The sequence below is a fragment of the Streptomyces sp. KPB2 genome, assembly GCF_003950055.1.
In the GTDB taxonomy this organism is placed as follows: domain Bacteria; phylum Actinomycetota; class Actinomycetes; order Streptomycetales; family Streptomycetaceae; genus Streptomyces; species Streptomyces salinarius.
The window spans coordinates 7,230,685-7,248,304 of record NZ_CP034353.1 but is presented as its reverse complement, the minus strand read 5'-3'; the positions used below and the strand labels follow the sequence as shown (position 1 = coordinate 7,248,304).

The 17,620-nt window shown below is 72.9% G+C and carries 15 protein-coding genes; 8 read left to right on the top strand and 7 right to left on the bottom strand.

Annotated elements, in window-relative coordinates:
- Positions 1–2 precede the first annotated feature (2 nt).
- Entirely contained in the window at positions 3–1,307 is a 1,305-nt protein-coding gene (locus D1J63_RS32805) for an extracellular solute-binding protein (RefSeq protein ID WP_125633942.1), read from the bottom strand.
- Between the two features lie 138 nt (positions 1,308–1,445).
- Between D1J63_RS32805 and D1J63_RS32800 the strand changes: the two genes are divergently transcribed.
- Positions 1,446–2,495, top strand: a complete 1,050-nt coding sequence (locus D1J63_RS32800) for a LacI family DNA-binding transcriptional regulator (protein WP_206436798.1) — start codon at positions 1,446–1,448, stop codon at positions 2,493–2,495.
- 20 nt (positions 2,496–2,515) lie between these two features.
- Here the strand turns inward: D1J63_RS32800 and D1J63_RS32795 are convergent, their stop codons facing one another.
- A complete protein-coding gene (locus D1J63_RS32795; RefSeq protein WP_125633940.1) occupies positions 2,516–2,941 on the bottom strand; it encodes a tautomerase family protein in 426 nt (141 codons plus the stop codon).
- Positions 2,942–3,018: 77 nt separating this feature from the next.
- Between D1J63_RS32795 and D1J63_RS32790 the strand changes: the two genes are divergently transcribed.
- Complete coding sequence (locus D1J63_RS32790; protein WP_197924083.1) at positions 3,019–3,930, top strand: LysR family transcriptional regulator; 912 nt, start codon at positions 3,019–3,021, stop codon at positions 3,928–3,930.
- Positions 3,931–4,133: 203 nt separating this feature from the next.
- Entirely contained in the window at positions 4,134–6,206 is a 2,073-nt protein-coding gene (locus D1J63_RS32785; protein WP_125633938.1) for an NPCBM/NEW2 domain-containing protein, read from the top strand.
- A 44-nt stretch (positions 6,207–6,250) separates the two neighbouring features.
- Here D1J63_RS32785 and D1J63_RS32780 read toward each other — a convergent pair whose 3' ends face one another.
- The 4 genes from D1J63_RS32780 to D1J63_RS32765 all read right to left on the bottom strand — a co-directional run bounded on the left by D1J63_RS32780 (position 6,251) and on the right by D1J63_RS32765 (position 9,948).
- Positions 6,251–6,730, bottom strand: coding sequence for an NUDIX domain-containing protein (locus tag D1J63_RS32780; RefSeq protein WP_102931862.1), 480 nt, complete (start codon positions 6,728–6,730; stop codon positions 6,251–6,253).
- Between the two features lie 68 nt (positions 6,731–6,798).
- Positions 6,799–8,412 carry an apolipoprotein N-acyltransferase gene (lnt, locus tag D1J63_RS32775; RefSeq protein WP_125633936.1) on the bottom strand — a complete coding sequence of 538 codons (1,614 nt, stop codon included), beginning with the start codon at positions 8,410–8,412 and terminating at the stop codon, positions 6,799–6,801.
- A 128-nt stretch (positions 8,413–8,540) separates the two neighbouring features.
- A complete protein-coding gene (locus D1J63_RS32770) occupies positions 8,541–9,083 on the bottom strand; it encodes a hypothetical protein (protein WP_102931861.1) in 543 nt (180 codons plus the stop codon).
- A gap of 79 nt (positions 9,084–9,162) precedes the next feature.
- Entirely contained in the window at positions 9,163–9,948 is a 786-nt protein-coding gene (locus D1J63_RS32765) for an aspartate/glutamate racemase family protein (RefSeq protein ID WP_164713075.1), read from the bottom strand.
- An 84-nt stretch (positions 9,949–10,032) separates the two neighbouring features.
- Here D1J63_RS32765 and D1J63_RS32760 point away from each other — a divergent pair, with 84 nt between their 5' ends.
- Positions 10,033–11,232, top strand: coding sequence for a glycosyltransferase (locus D1J63_RS32760; RefSeq protein ID WP_164713074.1), 1,200 nt, complete (start codon positions 10,033–10,035; stop codon positions 11,230–11,232).
- 19 nt (positions 11,233–11,251) lie between these two features.
- On the opposite strand, the gene D1J63_RS32755 is transcribed toward D1J63_RS32760, so the two are convergent.
- On the bottom strand, positions 11,252–12,595 hold the full coding sequence (locus D1J63_RS32755) for a TerD family protein (protein ID WP_125633930.1): 1,344 nt from the start codon (positions 12,593–12,595) through the stop codon (positions 11,252–11,254).
- A 295-nt stretch (positions 12,596–12,890) separates the two neighbouring features.
- Between D1J63_RS32755 and D1J63_RS32750 the strand changes: the two genes are divergently transcribed.
- From D1J63_RS32750 to D1J63_RS32735, 4 genes are all read left to right on the top strand, one after another.
- Positions 12,891–13,334 carry a DUF6643 family protein gene (locus tag D1J63_RS32750; RefSeq protein ID WP_061447215.1) on the top strand — a complete coding sequence of 148 codons (444 nt, stop codon included), beginning with the start codon at positions 12,891–12,893 and terminating at the stop codon, positions 13,332–13,334.
- 42 nt (positions 13,335–13,376) lie between these two features.
- Positions 13,377–14,204 carry an MOSC N-terminal beta barrel domain-containing protein gene (locus D1J63_RS32745; protein WP_125633928.1) on the top strand — a complete coding sequence of 276 codons (828 nt, stop codon included), beginning with the start codon at positions 13,377–13,379 and terminating at the stop codon, positions 14,202–14,204.
- A gap of 235 nt (positions 14,205–14,439) precedes the next feature.
- A complete protein-coding gene (locus tag D1J63_RS32740; RefSeq protein ID WP_102931865.1) occupies positions 14,440–15,045 on the top strand; it encodes a hypothetical protein in 606 nt (201 codons plus the stop codon).
- 108 nt (positions 15,046–15,153) lie between these two features.
- Positions 15,154–17,595 carry a right-handed parallel beta-helix repeat-containing protein gene (locus D1J63_RS32735; RefSeq protein WP_164713073.1) on the top strand — a complete coding sequence of 814 codons (2,442 nt, stop codon included), beginning with the start codon at positions 15,154–15,156 and terminating at the stop codon, positions 17,593–17,595.
- Positions 17,596–17,620 lie beyond the last annotated feature (25 nt).

The window sequence follows — 17,620 nt, the reverse complement described above, 5'->3', positions numbered from 1 at the left end:
CGTCACTCGGTCGGGAGGGCCTGCATGGCCTTGATGAAGCCGTCCGTGTCGAGCTGTCCGTTGAAGAACTGCTGGATGGCCTTGTGCAGGTCCGAGCTGGCCTTCTGCGGGTAGGCCTGGTCCCAGGAGAGCTGGAAGGACGGGGCCTTGGACACGAGGTCGTACTGGAAGCGCGAGTACTCGGGGGTGCCCGAGCTGTCGATGAACTTGTCGGTGTTCGTCGTGGTCGGCAGGTTGCCGATGTCCAGCTGCGCCTTGACGAACTCGTCGGAGTACATGAGCTTGAGGAACTCGGCGACGGCCTCGGGGTGCTTGGTCTTCTTCATCACCGAGTAGTAGTTGTTCGTGTTGCCGGCCACGTCGGCCGGGTCGCCCTTGCCGCCCTCGACGCTCGGGAAGGCGGTGTAGCCCAGGTCCTTCTCGGCGAACTCCTTGTGGTCCGTGAGCTGCTGGGAGTAGTACCAGGAGCCCATCAGCTCGAAGCCGGCCTTGCCGGAGGCGACCAGCTGGACCGAACCGCCGTTGGTGTACTTGACGGAGTCGTAGTTCTTGCCGAAGGCGCCGGTGTCGACGAGGTCCTTGATCATGCCCAGGGCCTTCTTGCTGTCCGCGCTCTCCCAGGCGCTCTTGTCGCCGCCGACGGCCTTCGCGAACAGCTCGGGACCGGCTATGCGGTCGTAGAGGTACTGGAACCACATCTGGGTGGGCCAGACGTCGCCGCCGCCGAGCGCGATCGGGGTGACCCCGGCGTCCTTGAGCTTGTCCACCGCGGCGAGCAGCTCGTCCCAGGTCTTAGGCGGCTGGACACCCGCGTCTTCGAGGACCTTCTTGTTGTGGAAGAGCAGGACGGGCTGGGTTCCGCGCATCGGGATGCCGTACGGCTTGCCGTCGACGACCGCGCTGTTGAAGACGGACGGCAGGAACTTGTCCTTCAGGTCCGGGTTCTTCTTGATGAAGTCGTCGAGCGGCAGCAGCAGGTCCGCCTTGACGAACGGCTTGATGCTGCCCCCGCCCCAGTTGAAGAAGACGTCCGGGGCCTGGGGGGTGTTGATGATCGTCTGGAGCTTCGTCTGGTAGTCGGCACCCGGGATGGTGTCGAGCACCGCCTTGACGTCGGACGTCTTGTTGAAGGTGTCGACGATCTGCTGTTCGACCTTGTTGCTGGCGTCCCCGTAGACCAGGACATGGATCTTGCCGTCGTCCGACGACGCCCCGCCGTTCCCGTCACCGCAGGCCGACAGGCTCAGCGCCAGGGCGAGCGTCGCACCGGTGGCGACCAGTCTGGGCAAGCGCGCACGTGTCTTCATCGTTCGCCTTTCGAAAGTTTCGGCACCATCACCGAAAGTCCATGCTGGTCGGACAGTAAAGTGAGACCCGATTTCCGGTCAATGGCCGTGCGGCTGCCGACTCAAAACGTTATCGATCGCATGACCTATCCTGCGTGCATGCACGATGAAGTTGAGGTGGGCGCCAGGGTGACCCTGGCCGAGGTTGCGAAAGAGGCGGGGGTCTCCCCGCCGACAGTTTCGAAGGTCCTCAACGGTCGTTCGGATGTCTCCAGCACCACGCGAGCCCGGGTGGAACGGCTGCTGGAGGTGCACGGCTACCGCCGCCGGAACGCGGGCCGGCCGCGAACGCCGCTGGTCGAACTCGTCTTCCACGAGCTGGACAGCGTCTGGGCGATGGAGCTGGTACGGGGCGTGGAGGACGTCGCCAGGGCGCACCGGACCGAGGTCGTGCTCACCCGCAGCGGCACCCGGCACGCACCCGCGCCGGACTGGATCGAGGGCGTGCTCAGGCGCAGGCCGCTGGGTGTCGTGCTGGTCTTCTCCTCGCTCCCCGCGGAGGTCAAGCAGCGGCTGCGGGCCTGGGACATCCCCTTCGTCATCGTCGACCCGGCCGGCGATCCCGACCCGGACATCCCGTCCGTGGGCTCCGCCAACTGGGCCGGGGGCCTGGCGGCCACCCGGCACCTCACGGACCACGGACACGAACGCGTGGCGATCATCACCGGGTTCGAGGACATGCTGTGCTCGCTGGCCCGGCTCGACGGCTACCGCTCGGCGATGACGATGGCGGGCCTGCCGATAGACCCGGGGCTGATCCGCTACGGCGACTACAGCATGGAGAGCGGTTTCGAGCACGGCACGGACCTGCTCGCGGGCCCCGTCCGGCCCACGGCGATCTTCGCCGGCAGCGACCTCCAGGCGCTCGGCGTGCTGGAGGCTGCCCGCGTCGGCGGCCTGAGGGTGCCTCAGGACCTCTCGGTCGTCGGCTACGACGACGTGCCACTGGCCCAGTGGTCCAGCCCGCCGCTCACCACCGTCCACCAGCCGCTGCGGCACATGGCCCAGGAGGCCACCCGCATGCTCTTCCGCCCGGACGACCCCGGCCGGGCGGGCCGGCGCATCGAGCTGGCGACGCACCTCGTCGTGCGGCAGAGCACGGCGCCACCGGGCGGCGCACGGCAGGCACCCGGTGGCGCGGTCGCGTGAGGGAGTCCCCGGCGGACCCCCTACCGGGCGGGGCCGGCGGGCACGTCGGTCATGCGCTCGTCGTAGCCGGTGGCGGGGTCGACGACGCGGCCGGCGGCCCACCAGTTCTCCCGCGCCGTCTCGACGACCATCAGCATGACGTCCTCCTCGGGGACCCCGGCGCGCAGCCGGAGGTTGGCGACGATCGCCCGGAAGAGTTCCGCCTTCTGCTCGGCGCCGCGCTCGTTGAAGGCCAGCTGGATGAACAGGGTGCGCCGGCTGCGCGGTATGCCGAACACCACCGGCTGCATGACGAAGTTGTCGTCCGTGACCTCGTGGAAGACGTGGAACTGGTCGTCCCGCGGGATCTTCAGGACGTCGACCATGGACTCGTGGAGCGCCTCGGAGACGAGACGACGGTACTCGGGCGTGGTTCCCCTGCGCAGGGAGATGCTGATCAATGGCATGACACCGACGCTAGGAGCCCGCAGGACATTCCGACAGCGAATGTTCGGCATGCCGGATATGCTGCGGCCTCATGGGCATGGCCGATGTGACGCTGGTCGGGCTGCGAGTGCTGCGGGAGGTGGCGGACCGGGGCACCTTCACGGCCGCCGCGCACAGCCTCGGGTACACGCAGTCGGCGGTCTCCCGGCAGGTGGCCGCGCTGGAACAGGCGACGGGCGCCCGGCTCTTCGACCGCTTCCCCGGCGGCGTACGGCCCACCGGCGCGGGCCGCGCCCTGCTGCGCCACGCCGTCGCCGCCCTGGACGCGCTGGAGGCGGCCGACCGGGAACTGCGCGGGGTCCGGGACCCCGCGAGCCTGGTGAAGCTGGGGTACTTCCCCGCCGCGGGCGCGGTGCTGGTGGCCGACGCGCTGACGGCGCTGCGCCGGGAAGGCTCGCGCGTGCGGGTGACGACGCGGGAGGGAAGCACTCCGGCGCTCGTGCGCGCGCTGCGCAGCGGCACCCTCGACCTCGCGCTCCTCACCTCGCGCCCGCCGCACCGCTCCCCCGACACGGACGCCCCGCCGCTGCACGTCGAGCCGCTGCTGGAGACGCGCCTGGCCCTGGCGGTCCCGTCGGACAGCCGCTTCGCCGACCGCGGTACCGCCGACGTGGAGGACATCGCCGCGCAGCCCTGGATCGCCGGGCCCGGCGGCGCGGGCGACCCCCTTCTCGGTGTCTGGCCGGGGCTGCCCGGCCGGCCCCGGATCGTCCACACCGCCCGCGACTGGCTGACCAAGCTGCACCTGGTCGCGTCCGGGGCGGGCATCACCACCGCCACACCTGCGCTGCTGCCCGTCGTCCCGCCCGGCGTGCGCTTCGTCGAGGTCACGGGCGTCGCGGAGGAAGTGCGGCGGATCAGCCTGGTGTCGCTGCCGGACCGGGGCACGGTGCCGCCCGCGGCACTGGTGAACGCCCTGCGCGCGCGGGCCGCGACCCTGGCCGGCTGACGCGGCCCCGACGCCGCACCACCCGCGCACCAGGTGCGCTCCGCGCACGGCACGCCGTCGTCGCCGCCGCCGCGGAAGAGAGAACAGAATTCCCCAGGACCGCCCTCTTTCCCTCAGACATCAACACCCCTACTGTGAGCGCGCGTTGACGGTGCGTGATTCCCTCACGCGCCGCTTCCGACGAGCCGCGGAGGAACGTCACGATGCGTCACCTTCCCTTGCGCATACCGCGCGTCACCGGGCACAGAGCCCTGGGCGCGATCACCGCCGGACTGCTCGCCGCCTCGGGCCTGGGGGCGAGCGCGCAGGCCGCTCCGGCCGCCGCGCCGACCCCGGCACCGGCACCGGCACCGGCACCGGCACCGGCACCGGCGGCGTCGGGCCACGAGGAGCTGGCCCTCACCCCGCCGATGGGCTTCAACAACTGGAACTCCACGCACTGCAGGGCCGAGTTCAACGAGACGATGGTCAAGGGCATCGCCGACCTCTTCGTCGAGCGCGGTCTGAAGGACGCCGGCTACGAGTACGTCAACCTCGACGACTGCTGGGCGCTGCCGGAGCGCGACGCTGACGGCCGACTGGTGCCGGACCCCGAGCGCTTTCCCCACGGCATCGAGGCCGTCGCCGACTACGTCCACTCCAAGGGCCTGAAGTTCGGCATCTACACCAGCGCCGGCACCAAGACGTGCAGCAACATCGGGTTCCCGGGCGCACTGGGACACGAGTACAGCGACGCCCGGCAGTTCGCCGACTGGGGTGTCGACTACCTCAAGTACGACAACTGCAACAACCAGGGCGTCGACGCGAGGCAGCGTTACACCACCATGCGCGACGCGCTGGCGGCGACCGGCCGGCCGATCGTCTACAGCATCTGCGAGTGGGGGCAGAACAAGCCCTGGGAGTGGGCCGGCGACCTGGGCCAGCTCTGGCGCACCACCGGGGACATCAGCGACTCCTGGAGCTCGATGTCGTCGATCATGAAGGCCAACCTCGAACTCGCGCCGTACGCGGGTCCCGGCGGCTGGAACGACCCCGACATGCTGGAGGTCGGCAACGGCGGCATGACGGACACCGAGTACCGTACGCACTTCTCCATGTGGTCGATCATGGCTGCCCCGCTGCTGATCGGCACCGATCTGCGCACGGCGCCCGAGTCGGCGTTCGAGATCCTCACCAACGACGAGGTCATCGCCGTCGACCAGGACCCGCTGGGCAAGCAGGGCGAGGTCGTCTCGTCCGACGGCGGCCGGTGGGTCGTGTCCAAGGAGATGGCTGACGGCAGCCGGGCCGTCGCCCTGTTCAACGAGGGCTCACGGGCCCAGCGGATCGAGACCACCGCGCGGGCCGTCGGCCTGCCGCAGGCGCGGGGTTACACGATGCGGGACCTGTGGAAGCACGCCGACACCAACACGACGGGCACGATCGCCGCGACGGTGCCGGCGCACGGGACCGTGCTGGTGCGGGTGAAGGCCGACCGGAAGTGGGCGCAGCACCCGCCCGCCGTGGACGTGAGCGCCGACGGCGGCACGGTGACCGAGGCCGGGCGGACCGAGCGGATCACCTCCGCGGTCACCGACCTGGGCGGCACCGCGGCCCACTCGGTGAGCGTCGCGCTGACCGGCCCCGAGGGCTGGCGCGTCACGCCGAGGTCCGCCACGTCGGCGCGCGCCCTGAAACCGGGCGGGACCCTGGCGACGGACTGGGACGTCACGGTCCCCGCGGGCATCTCGGCGGGCGACCGGGACCTCACGCTGACGGCCAGACACCGCACACCCTCCGGCACCTGGCTCACCTCCACGGTGCCCGTCACCGTGCGCGTCGGCGTCCCCCTGCCCGCGGGTGAGTCCGCCCTGTCGGACGCCGATCCGCTGAGCTCGTCGAACGGCTGGGGCCCCGTCGAGCGGGACCGGAGCGTGGGCGAGAGCGGCGCCGGTGACGGCGGGCCGATCACCATCGGCGGCCGGACGTTCCCCAAGGGGCTCGGCGTGCACGCGCCGAGCAGCGTGGAGTACTACCTCGGTGGCCGGTGCGCCACGGTGACCGCGCAGGTCGGCGTGGACGACGAGGCGGGCGACCGGGGCAGCGTGGCCTTCGAGGTCTGGGCCGACGGGACCCGAGCCGCGTCGACGGGCACGGTGACCCACGCCGATCCGGCCCGCGCGGTCTCCGCCGACGTCTCCGGGGCGGACGTCGTCCGCCTGGTGGTCACGGACGCCGGGGACGGCAAGGACTACGACCACGCGGACTGGGCGGACGTGCGGGTCACCTGCGTCTGAGCCACCGGCACGGGGTGCTGCCGCCCGTGGGCACGCCCCGTGCCTCAGGCCGGACCGGCGGGCTCGAACCACGCGGGGGCGTCGGACAGGGCCTGCTTGACCCTGGTCTGCCCGAACTCCTTGATGTCGGGCAGCGCGTCCACCGCGAACCAGCCCACCTCCAGCGACTCGTCGTCGTTGACGCGGGCCTCGCCGCCCACGGCCCGGCAGCGGAAGGTGATGTCCATGAACTGGCAGACGTCACCGTTGTCGTACGTGACCGGCTTCAGCGCCTGCACGAGGACCAGCCGCTCGACGACGCACCGGACGGCGGTCTCCTCCTCGACCTCGCGGACGGCGCAGGCGGCGGGCTGCTCCCCCGGTTCCGGGATGCCCCCGATCAGCGACCAGCGCCCGTTGTCGGACCGCCGGCCGAGCAGCACTCTGCCCTCGTCGTCGAAGACGACGGCGGTGACTCCGGGGAGCCACAGCAACTGGTGTCCGGCCGAGGCGCGCAGGTCGCGGATGAAATCGGGAGTAGTCATGGGCCCGACCCTAACGGGGCGGACGGGCCGCTCCCGCCGATGTCACGGGGCGTGCGACGGGCGTACGGCTACACGTCACGGGCGCGTCGCCCGCGCACACCTGCGCCGACGGCCCAGCCCAGCCCGCCGGCGGCGACCAGCACCAGGGCGATCTCGGGGGCGATGCCGAGCCGGGTGGCGGGCGTCTCGGAGGAGCGCAGGGGCACCTCCTGGACCAGGGAGTCCGCCACGAACATGCCCGTCTTCTGGGTGATCCTGCCGTCCGGCATGATGATCGCACTGACGCCGCTGGTCACCGGGACGGTGACGGTACGGCTGTGCTCGACCGCCCGGATCCGGGACATGGCGAGCTGCTGGTAGGTCATCTCGCTGCGGTCGAAGGTCGCGTTGTTGCTGGGCACCGAGATCATCTGGGCGCCGTCGGTGACCTCGGAGCGCACGGCCCAGTCGAAGGCCGCCTCGTAGCAGGTCACCAGGCCGACCTTGGTGCCGGCCATGGTGAAGACGCCGGGCTCGGTGCCCCGGCTGAAGTCCCGGCTGACCATGGTGGTCCAGGTGTCGTTGATCGCTCCGATGAGCGAGCGCAGGGGCAGGTATTCGCCGAAGGGCTGGATCTGCCGCTTGTCGTACGTGTCGACGGGGCCCTTGTCCGGGTCCCAGAGGATCTGCTCGTTGAGCAGCTTGCCGTCGCGTTCCACGACGCCGCCGACCGAGATGGGCACCCCTACGGCCTTGGCGGCCCGGTCGATGGCCGCGCGCGCGTCCGGGTTGGCGAAGGGGTCGATGTCCGACGAGTTCTCGGGCCACAGGACGAAGTCGGGACGTGCCACCTTGCCCGCCTTCACCTCGGCGGCCAGCCGCAGCGTCTCGCGCACGTGGTGGTCGAGGACGGCCCGGCGCTGGGCGTTGAAGCCGAGGCCCGCGCGCGGCACATTGCCCTGGACCACGGCGACGGTCGCGGTGCCGTCCTCCGCCTCGTCGCTGACCAGCGGACGGGCGGCCACGGCGCCCACGACGGGGACGGCCACGCCGAGCAGTGCCACCGCCGCGGCGCCGCGTCGCACCTCGCCGCCCCGGCGGGCCCGGACGGCCAGGCGGACGGCGTCGCAGAGGCCGAAGCCGCACAGGACGACCGCGAAGCCGAGCAGCGGGGTGCCGCCGACCGCCGCGAGCGGCAGGAACACACCGTCCGCCTGACCGAACGCGATCTTGCCCCAGGGGAAGCCCTCGAAGGGCACACGCGCGCGTGCGGCCTCCCCCGCGATCCACAGCGCCGCCGCCCAGACCGGCCAGCCCGGCAGCTTCGACACCGCGGCGACGCCGGCGCCGACCGCCGCGACGAAGAGCGCCTCGATCGCGACCAGGGCGAGCCAGGGGCCGGGGCCGACCTCCACGCCGGTCCACACCAGCAGGGGCAGCAGGAAGCCCAGGCCGAAGAGGTAACCGAGGCCGAGGCCCGCCTTCCAGCCGCGGCCGCGCAGCACCCGGCCGAAGACGGCGAAGGCGGGCAGCGCGAGCCACCACAGGGTGCGCGGCGGGAAGCTGACGTAGAGCAGCACTCCGGAGAGCGCCGCGGCGGCGGCCGGGACGAGGCGCAGGAGCCGCGCGGCGGCCCGCGAGGCGGGCGTGGCCTGCGGCTGCGTACGGTCCGACGCGCCGACGGAGGTTGCGGTGGCTGTCACCCCCCGGAGTGTACGGCGGGTGCCCGGCCCGCTGACAGGACGGTCCCGGGAGGTCGCGGGGCTGTGGGCGGCCCGTGCGGCGTCGTCTGCCACGCCCGCGCGCCGGCGGCCCGGTGCGCCCGGTGGGCTCAGTGCGCCGGGCCCGGTGTCTTCGGGCGCAGCCGGTCCTTGATGACCTGGACGGCGGCCTCGGCGTCGTCCACGGTGACCGTGAAGGTGTGGCCGTCCCACATCCGCAGGATCAGACCCTCCCCGCGTCGCACGACGACGGCGGTGCCCCGCTCGGGCCGCCACCGGTAGCCCCAGCCGCCCCAGTGGCGCGGGGTGACGTGCGGGGCGAACTCGGCGCCGGCGACGTGCGAGAGGGGGATGCGGCGGCGGGGCACGCCGATGTGGCCGCAGCGCACTTCGAGGCAGTCCTCGTCGACTCTCAGCGCGACGTGCACGAACGCGAGCGTGCCGAACAGGACCAGCAGTCCCGCCGCGATGCAGCCGACGACGGCCATGGCGAGCGGGGCGACGCCGGACTCCCAGGCCGATTCGACGGCCAGGGCGATGCCGAGCGCCACGCAGGCGGCGCCGATGAGCGCCAGGAACCACTGGATCCGGCTGGTGGCACGGCCGGTCCAGACGTTCGACTGGGGGACGGTCTCGCCGTGGCGATGCCTCATGGATATGAGGTTACTCATGTTTCGCTGCGCGGGTACCTCGTCGCGCAGGGTGACTGGGCCGACCGGGCGGGCGCGCCCGTCAGCGGGCCGGCGTGACCGCGTGCAGGAGCCTGCCCTCGTCGTAGGCCAGCGCCGGCGCGGGCAGGGTGCCCTCTCGTCCGCTGAGCAGCACGGTCAGGGTGCCGGCCGCCGGGGCGCCGGGGTCGGGCCGGGCACCGATGCGGCGCAGCGCCTGGGCGGCCACGGCCCCGGCGGAGCCGTGCAGGACGAGGCGCGGGGCGCCGGGGCGCTGGACGGCGGCCCGGATGCGCTCGGCGACCAGTTCGTAGTGGGTGCAGCCGAGGACGACGGTCGTCACGTCGTCGGGGGTGAGGGCGGCCGCGGCACCGACGGCCGCGGTGATCGCCGCCTCGTCGGCGTGCTCGACGGCGTCGGCGAGTCCCGGGCACGGCACCTCGGTGACCGACGCCCCGCCCGCGAACTCCTCGATCAGGCCCCGCTGGTAGGGGCTGCCGGTGGTGGCCGGCGTCGCCCAGATCGCCACGGGGCCGCCACCCGCCGCGGCGGGCTTGATCGCCGGGACGGTGCCGATGACGGGGACCCCGGGTTCGAGGCGGGCGCGCAGCGCGGGCAGCGCGTGCACGGTGGCGGTGTTGCAGCCGACGATCAGGGCGTCCGGACGGTGGGCTGCGGCGGCCTCGGCCACGGCGAGGGCGCGTCCGGTCAGGTCCTCGGGGGTGCGCGGGCCCCAGGGCATGCCGTCGGGGTCCAGGGAGAGGATGAGATCGGCGTCCGGTCGCAGCCGTCGTACCGCGGCGGTGGCCGCCAGCAGACCGATTCCGGAGTCCATGAGCGCGATCTTCACCCGGCCACCATAGACGATGGGCCGCCACCGGCCGGTGCCGTGGGGCAGACTGCGCACGTGAGCGCCGATGCGTGGACTTCCGTCGTGACCGTCGTGACCTTCGGGTCAGCCCTCTCCCTCGCCGTCTGGCTGTGGCTGCTGCTCGCCCGGGGCTTCTTCTGGCGTACGGACGTCAGGCTCCCGGCCCGGGAGGAGCCCGGCGTGTGGCCGGCGGTGTGCGTCGTCGTTCCGGCGCGCGACGAGGCGGCGGTGCTGCCCGCGAGCCTGCCCCCGCTGCTCGCCCAGGACTATCCGGGGCGGGCCGAGGTCATCCTGATCGACGACGGCAGCACGGACGGCACGGGTGAGCTGGCCTGCGAGCTGGCCCGGCGGCACGGCGGACTGCCGCTCACCGTGGCCTCGCCCGGGGAGCCGCCCGCCGGCTGGACGGGCAAGCTGTGGGCGGTGCGGCACGGCATCGACCTGGCACGCGCGCGTGAACCCGAGTACCTGCTGCTGACCGACGCCGACATCGCGCACGCGCCGGACAGTCTGCGCGCACTGGTGTCGGCGGCCGGCACCGGAGGGTTCGACGTCGTCTCCCAGATGGCCCGGCTGCGGGTGGAGAGCCTCTGGGAGCGGCTCGTGGTGCCGGCCTTCGTCTACTTCTTCGCCCAGCTGTATCCGTTCCGGTGGATCGGCGGCGGCCGCGCGGGGAGCGAGGGGGAGAAGGGGACGCGGACGGCGGCCGCGGCGGGCGGGTGCGTGCTGCTGCGGGCCGACGCGGCCGAGCGGGCGCGGATCCCGGACGTCATCCGGCAGGCCGTCATCGACGACGTGGCCCTCGCCCGCGCGGTCAAGGGCACGGGCGGCCGGATCTGGCTGGGCCTGGCCGACCGGGTGGACAGCGTGCGTCCGTACCCGCGGCTGCACGACCTGTGGCGGATGGTCTCGCGCAGCGCCTACGCGCAACTGCGGCACAACCCCCTGGTGCTCGCCGGAACGGTGGTCGGCCTGGCTCTGGTCTACCTGGTGCCGCCGGCCTCGGTGTGCGTCGGCCTGGCGGCGGGGCGGGGCACGACGGCCCTGCTGGGCGCCGCCGCCTGGCTGGTGATGGCGGGGACATATCTGCCGATGCTGCGCTACTACCGGCAGCCCCGGTGGCTCGCGCCGCTGCTGCCGTTCACCGCGTTCCTCTATCTGCTGATGACGGTCGACTCGGCGGTGCAGCACTACCGGGGGCGCGGCGCGGCCTGGAAGGGCCGCACCTACGCCCGTCCGGACGCGGTGACCGAGGAGGGCTGAACACCCGCCCCGGAGCGGGTCACTTGCGGCCGGGGGTCCAGTTCATGCCCCAGCCGTAGGCGTAATCGACCGTCCGCTGCGGGCTCACCCCGCGATCGGGCACCAGGTAGCGGGCCTCGCGCTGGACGACGAGGTCGTTTCCGGTGTTGGTGATCAGCGCGAGGGCGCACACCGTCGAGGGCACGGTGCACTCGTCGAGCGAGAAGTCGACCGGGGCGCCGTACTGCGGCTGGAGGGTGACCGTGGCGTGCAGGTCGGCGAAGGAGCGGGCGCCCTCGTAGATGGTCACGAAGACGAGGATGCGCCGGAAGTACTGCTTGTGGTCGAGGCTGATGGTGAGGTTCTCGCCGGTCGACACGGCGCCGGTGCGGTCGTCGCCGTCGAGGTGGATGAACGGCGGCTGGTGCAGCGCCCCGAAGGCGTTGCCGAGTGCCTGGACGACGCCCTTGCTGCCGTCGCTCAGTTCGTACAGGCAGCACAGGTCGAGGTCGAGGTCGTCGTGCATGGCGACCGGGCGGCCGAGCTTGCGGCCCCAGCCCGAGAACTGCTTGCGCACCTGCCAGTTGAGGTTGACGCGCATGGCGCCCGAGGTGCCGCCCTGCTTGGTCAGCGAGACGGAGGGGGCCGACTTGGTGAGCGTGACCTTGGTCAGGCGGACCGGCGCGGCGGAGGGCGGCGCGGCCGACGGGGGCGGCGCGGCGGCCGACGGCCGAGCCGCGGGAGGCGCGGGGGGCGCGGGAGGCGCCGGAGGCGCGGGAGGTGGCATCGTGACCGGCGGTGCGGGTGGTGCGGGCGGTGCGGGTGGTGTCACCGGCGCGGGAGGCACCGGCGGCGGTGCGTGCTGCGGCTCGTCCACGGAGATGCCGTAGTCGGTGGCCAGGCCCTCGAGTCCGCTGTCGTACCCCTGGCCCACGGCGCGGAACTTCCAGGCGCCCTGCCGGCGGTAGAACTCGCCCAGCACGAAGGCGGTCTCGACGGTCGCGCCCGGGTTGTCGAAGCGGGCGACGACGGTGTTCCGCGCGGCGTCGCGGACCTCGATGTACAGGTCGGGGACCTGTCCGAACGGTCCGCCGTCCGAGGAGGCGGCGAGGATCACGGTCTCGATCGCGGGCTCCACGCGCGCGAGGTCGACGAGGAGGCTGTCGGTCACCCGGCCGCCGGCGTCCCGCTTGCCCTCGTGGCGGACCGAGCCGGAGGCGTGGGCCGACTGGTTGTAGAAGACGAAGTCCGCGTCGGAACGGACCTTGCCGCCCACCAGGAGGAGGGCGGAGGCGTCCGCGTCGGGCACGCCGGGGCCGGATCGCCAGCCCAGTTCGACCCGCAGTGCCGTCGTCGGCACCGGGGTGTTCGATCCTTTCGACATTGACATGTCCGCCCCCATCACGTGTCACCGAGCCGGGCCGCTTCCCGGCGAATCGTCGAGTTTTCGACGCCCAACCTATTCTCCGGGCCGCCCGCCCTTGGAGAGGAGTGCGGCAGAAGGTTCGGTCAACCGCCGGTAACCCGCCCGGAACTCCGCCTTTACCGCAAAAACGCGCGGCATGACGCCCCATTTTGCCAAGTTCGCTCGCATTGGGGATGCCGGGTCACTGCGGACACGGAAAACAACCCTCTTATCGGTCTCCCCAACCAGCACATCGTGGGCTTAACTTATGGCCATGACCTCCCCCCGCTCCACTTATGGCGGCGGCTACTACTCCGCCTCCTTCCCGGACACCCCGATCTACGACTCGCTCGTGGCCGAACGGGGCACACCGCAGATCGCCCCGATCCGGGTCCCCGCCGCGTACGACATGCCGAGCAGCAGCCATCTGCCCGCGCTGCCGTCCGCCCTGCCCGCCCTCCCGGCGGGCCCCTCGCAGCCCTCCTACGGATATCCGCAGCAGGCCCCGCAGCCCGCCCCGCTGCAGCAGGCCCCGGCCGCGTACATCCCGCACCAGGCGACCGCCCCGCGCGGATACCCCGGCCCCCAGCAGCCGCAGCAGCCCCGCCCGGCCGCGCCCGGCCCGGCGGGGTACGAGGCGATGCGTCCCGCGGCTCCCCGGCCGGCCCCCGCGCCGTACCAGGACCCGTACAACCAGCAGCAGTACCGCGGCTACTGAGCCGTCCCCGGGGTTGTCGGTGCCACCTGGCACGATGACCCCATGGGGTACGCGCGACTGCGGTCGATCCACGTCCATCCGGTCAAGGCCTTCCGGAGCCTGTCGCTCCAGGAGGCCGTCGTGGAGCCCTGGGGGCCGGCCGGAGACCGACGCTGGATGCTGATCGATGACGGGGGAAAGGTCGTCACGCAACGCACGCAGCCGCGCCTCGCCCTGGCCGCCGCCGAGCTTATGCCCGGCGGCGGCGTACGGCTGTCCGCGCCCGGCATGGCACCGCTCACGGTGCCGGTCCCGCGCGCGCCGGGCAGCGTGACGGTGCGGATCTTCCGGGACAAGGTCGAGGCACTGCCCGCCGAGGACGAGGCCGCGCACGCCTGGTGCAGCGCGCTGCTCGGAGCCGACGTCCGGCTGGTGCACCTGGACGATCCGGCCACCCGCCGCCCCGTGGACCCGGAGTACGCGCGGCCCGGCGAGACCGTCTCCTTCGCGGACGGCTTCCCGCTGCTGCTGACCACCACGGCCTCGCTCGACGCGCTCAACTCGCTGATCGCACGGGGCGAGCACGCGGACGAGGGCCCGCTGCCCATGAACCGCTTCCGGCCGAACCTGGTCGTGTCCGGCACCGCGCCCTGGGCCGAGGACACCTGGTCGCGCGTCGCCGTCGGCGAGGTCGTCCTGCGGGTGGCCAAGCCGTGCGGGCGGTGCGTGGTGACCACCACCGACCAGGAGACCGCCGGCCGCGGCTCCGAGCCCCTGCACAGCCTCGGCCGGCACCGACGCGTCGACGGCAGGCTGGTCTTCGGACAGAACCTGGTCCCCCTCGGCGGCGGCACGGTCAGGGTGGGCGATCCCGTGCGGATCGTCGAGTGACGCGCGGCCGTTCGCACCGGACGCACGGCACCGGCCCGCGTTCCGGACGAACGGCCCTGCGACGGGAACCCGTTGCGGGGTCCGCGCGTTGGGCTTGATGAGAGGTTCATGAGAACCCGTCCGGCCCGGGCCGGCGAGCGGGGGCGGCACGTTCCCGCGGTCCGGCCCGGGCCGGGGTCGGTGTGGACGGCTCGGCGGGGGGGGAGGCGGAGCTGAGCGGGAAGGGGGCGTGGGCGTGCGAGCGATCAGAGGTCTCTGGCGCTGGCGAGGCAATCCCCTGTGCCGCGCGAGCGACCTGGCCGAGGCCTGGGTGGCGCTGACGGCGCTGGTGCTGATGCTGTCCGTGGCTCCTGTGATCGGCGCCCTCGTGGGCGGCGCCGCGCAGAGCGCGCTGCAGCGGTCGGTGCGCGAACAGCACGAGTCCCGGCACCGGGTGACGGCCACCGTGGTCCGTCCCCTGGAGCGTTCGCCCCTGAGTGTCGACCCGGAGGGCACCTCGGGGGAAGACCTGCGCAGCCGTGTCCTGGCCGGCTGGACGGGGCCGGACGGCTCACGGCACGAGGCTCCCGTCCTGGTGGGCCTCGACGACCCGCGCAGCGGCGACCGGTTCGCGATCTGGACGGACGCGCGGGGCCGTGAGGTGGCCCGCCCGCTGGACTCCGCGACCGCGACCACCCACGCCGTGCTCGCCGGGTTCGGCACCGCGGTGGCGGCCGCGGCCCTCGTGGAGGCTCTCCGGCGGATCGTGGTCTGGCGCATGGTCCGCCGCCGGTACGCACGCCTGGAGCAGGAGTGGGAGCGGGCGGGCCCGGACTGGGGCTTGACCGGCGCGGGCAGTTGACGGGCTTCCGCCTCCGGTCAACTCACCACCTGCGCGCACGCTACGGTGGACCGGCCGAACCGAATCGGCGACGACCCGCGTACGACGAGGTGGGGGCACAGCAACGCCATGGCACAGGGCACGGTCCAGGTGACGCACACCGGCACCTCGCGGTGGCGGCGCCGCACGGGTGAGTACGCATCGCTCGCCGCCGCCCTGGAGGCAGCGGCCGACGGTGACGTCCTCACCGTCGCCCCCGGGACCTACCGGGAGAACCTCGTCGTCCAGCGGGCGGTGACCCTGCGCGGACCCGAGGGCGCCCAGGGCTCGGTGCGCATCGCGCCCACCGACGGTGTCCCGCTGACCGTGCGCGCCTCGGCGGTGATCCAGGACCTGCACGTCGAGGGCCAGGACGCGGCGGCCCCCGCGGTGCTGGTCGAGGACGGTACGCCGGAGCTGCTGGGTCTGCGCGTCGTCGCGCGGTCCGCCTCCGGGATAGAGGTGCGCGGCAGCGCGCGTCCCACGGTGCGGCGCTGCACGGTCGACAATCCGGCCGGTGTCGGCATCGCCGTCCTGGACGGCGGTGGCGGCGTGTTCGAGGAGTGCGAGGTCGTGGCGGCCGGGCAGGCGGGCGTCGCGGTGCGCTCCGGCGCCCACCCCCGGCTGGAGCGCTGCCGGGTGCACCACGCCGCGGGTTCCGGACTGACGGCGACGGGCGAGGGCTCCGCGCTGGAGGCGGTGGGCTGCGAGGTCTACGAGGTCCGGGGCAGCGGCGTGCAGGTGACCGGCCGGGCCACGGCCCACCTGACCGACTGCGACGTGCACCGCACCACCGGCGACGGCGTCACCCTGGACACGGACGCGGTGCTCACCCTCGCCGACTGCCGCATCCACGACATCCCGGAGAACGCGGTCGACCTCAGGTCCCGCTCGGTCCTCACCCTGACCCGCACCAGCGTGCGGCAGTTCGGGCGCAACGGCCTGTCGGTGTGGGACCCGGGCACGCGCGTGGACGCCAACCAGTGCGAGATCTTCGACAGCACCGGCGACTACCCGGCGGTCTGGGTCTCCGACGGTGCCACGGCGGTGCTCGACTCCTGCCGGGTGCACGACGTGCCGGACGCACTCTTCGTCCTTGACCGCGGCTCGCGCGCGGACGTCGTCGACAGCGATCTTTCCCAGGTGCGCAACACCGCCGTGTCGGTGAGCGACGGCGCCACCGCGCAGCTCGACGACTGCCGCATCCGGGACGCCGCCACCGGCGCCTGGTTCCGCGACCACGGCAGCGGCGGCACCCTCAACAACTGCACCCTGGACGGCAATCGCACCGGTGTGATCGTCACCAAGGGCGCCGACCCCACCATCGAGCGCTGCACGGTCGACTCCCCCTCCGAGGCGGGCGTCTACGTGTCGGCCGGCGGCCGCGGCAGCTTCCTGAACTGCCGGGTCACCGGCAGCGCGGGGTACGGCTTCCACGTCATCGACGGGTGCCGTACGACGCTGCGCAAGTGCCGCACGGAGCGGTGCGCGCGCGGTGGGTTCGAGTTCGCGGAGGGCGGTCCCGACACGGCGTACGACTCGGGTCCGCTGGTCGAGGACTGCACCAGCGACGAGAGCACCGGTCTGACGGCGCCGGCCGCGGCGCCCGAGCCGGTGGTGCAGACGGCGGCCCAGTCCCCCGGTCTGCTGGGGTCGATCCCCGGGCAGCGCACCACCGAGCAGGAGCCCCTGGTCGCGGCCACCGCCCCGCCGGAGCCCGCCCGGACCTCGAAGGCCGTCCTGGGCGAACTGGACGCCCTGGTGGGCCTGGACAGCGTCAAGCGCGAGGTGCGGGCGCTGACCGACATGATCGAGGTGGGGCGGCGCCGGCAACGGGCGGGCCTGAAGGCCGCGTCGGTCAAGCGGCACCTGGTCTTCACCGGCTCGCCCGGCACGGGCAAGACGACGGTCGCCCGGCTGTACGGCGAGATCCTCGCCTCGCTCGGGGTGCTGGACAAGGGTCACCTGGTCGAGGTGTCCCGGGTGGACCTGGTGGGCGAGCACATCGGCTCGACGGCGATCCGCACCCAGGAGGCGTTCCAGCGGGCGCACGGCGGCGTGCTGTTCATCGACGAGGCGTACGCCCTCTCCCCCGAGGACGCGGGCCGGGACTTCGGCAAGGAAGCCATCGACACGCTGGTCAAGCTGATGGAGGACCAGCGGGAGGCGGTCGTGGTGATCGTCGCCGGGTACACGGCGGAGATGGAGCGCTTCCTGTCCGTCAACCCCGGTGTGGCCTCCCGTTTCTCACGCACCATCACCTTCGGCGACTACGGCCCCGGGGAGCTGCTGCGGATCGTGGAGCAGCAGGCCGACGAGCACGAGTACCGGCTGGGACCGGGCACGTCGGAGGCGCTGACGAAGTACTTCACGGAGATTCCCAAGGGCCCGGCCTTCGGCAACGGCCGCACCGCCCGCCAGACCTTCGAGGCGATGGTGGAGCGGCACGCGAGCCGGGTCGCTCAGTTGTCCGACCCCAGCACGGACGACCTGACGCTGCTGTACCCCGAGGACCTGCCCGAGTTGCCGTAGCGAAACCGACCACGGGCCCCGGCAG

Bases quoted from the DNA above. Each gene is read 5' to 3' on its own strand.
- D1J63_RS32780 (WP_102931862.1), bottom strand. From the start codon at position 6,730: ATGACTACTCCCGATTTCATCCGCGACCTGCGCGCCTCGGCCGGACAC.
- D1J63_RS32750 (WP_061447215.1), top strand. From the start codon at position 12,891: ATGACCTCCCCCCGCTCCACTTATGGCGGCGGCTACTACTCCGCCTCC.
- D1J63_RS32790 (WP_197924083.1), top strand. From the start codon at position 3,019: ATGGCCGATGTGACGCTGGTCGGGCTGCGAGTGCTGCGGGAGGTGGCG.
- D1J63_RS32755 (WP_125633930.1), bottom strand. From the start codon at position 12,595: ATGTCGAAAGGATCGAACACCCCGGTGCCGACGACGGCACTGCGGGTC.
- D1J63_RS32745 (WP_125633928.1), top strand. From the start codon at position 13,377: ATGGGGTACGCGCGACTGCGGTCGATCCACGTCCATCCGGTCAAGGCC.
- D1J63_RS32770 (WP_102931861.1), bottom strand. From the start codon at position 9,083: ATGAGGCATCGCCACGGCGAGACCGTCCCCCAGTCGAACGTCTGGACC.
- D1J63_RS32735 (WP_164713073.1), top strand. From the start codon at position 15,154: ATGGCACAGGGCACGGTCCAGGTGACGCACACCGGCACCTCGCGGTGG.
- D1J63_RS32785 (WP_125633938.1), top strand. From the start codon at position 4,134: ATGCGTCACCTTCCCTTGCGCATACCGCGCGTCACCGGGCACAGAGCC.
- D1J63_RS32795 (WP_125633940.1), bottom strand. From the start codon at position 2,941: ATGCCATTGATCAGCATCTCCCTGCGCAGGGGAACCACGCCCGAGTAC.
- D1J63_RS32805 (WP_125633942.1), bottom strand. From the start codon at position 1,307: ATGAAGACACGTGCGCGCTTGCCCAGACTGGTCGCCACCGGTGCGACG.
- D1J63_RS32800 (WP_206436798.1), top strand. From the start codon at position 1,446: ATGCACGATGAAGTTGAGGTGGGCGCCAGGGTGACCCTGGCCGAGGTT.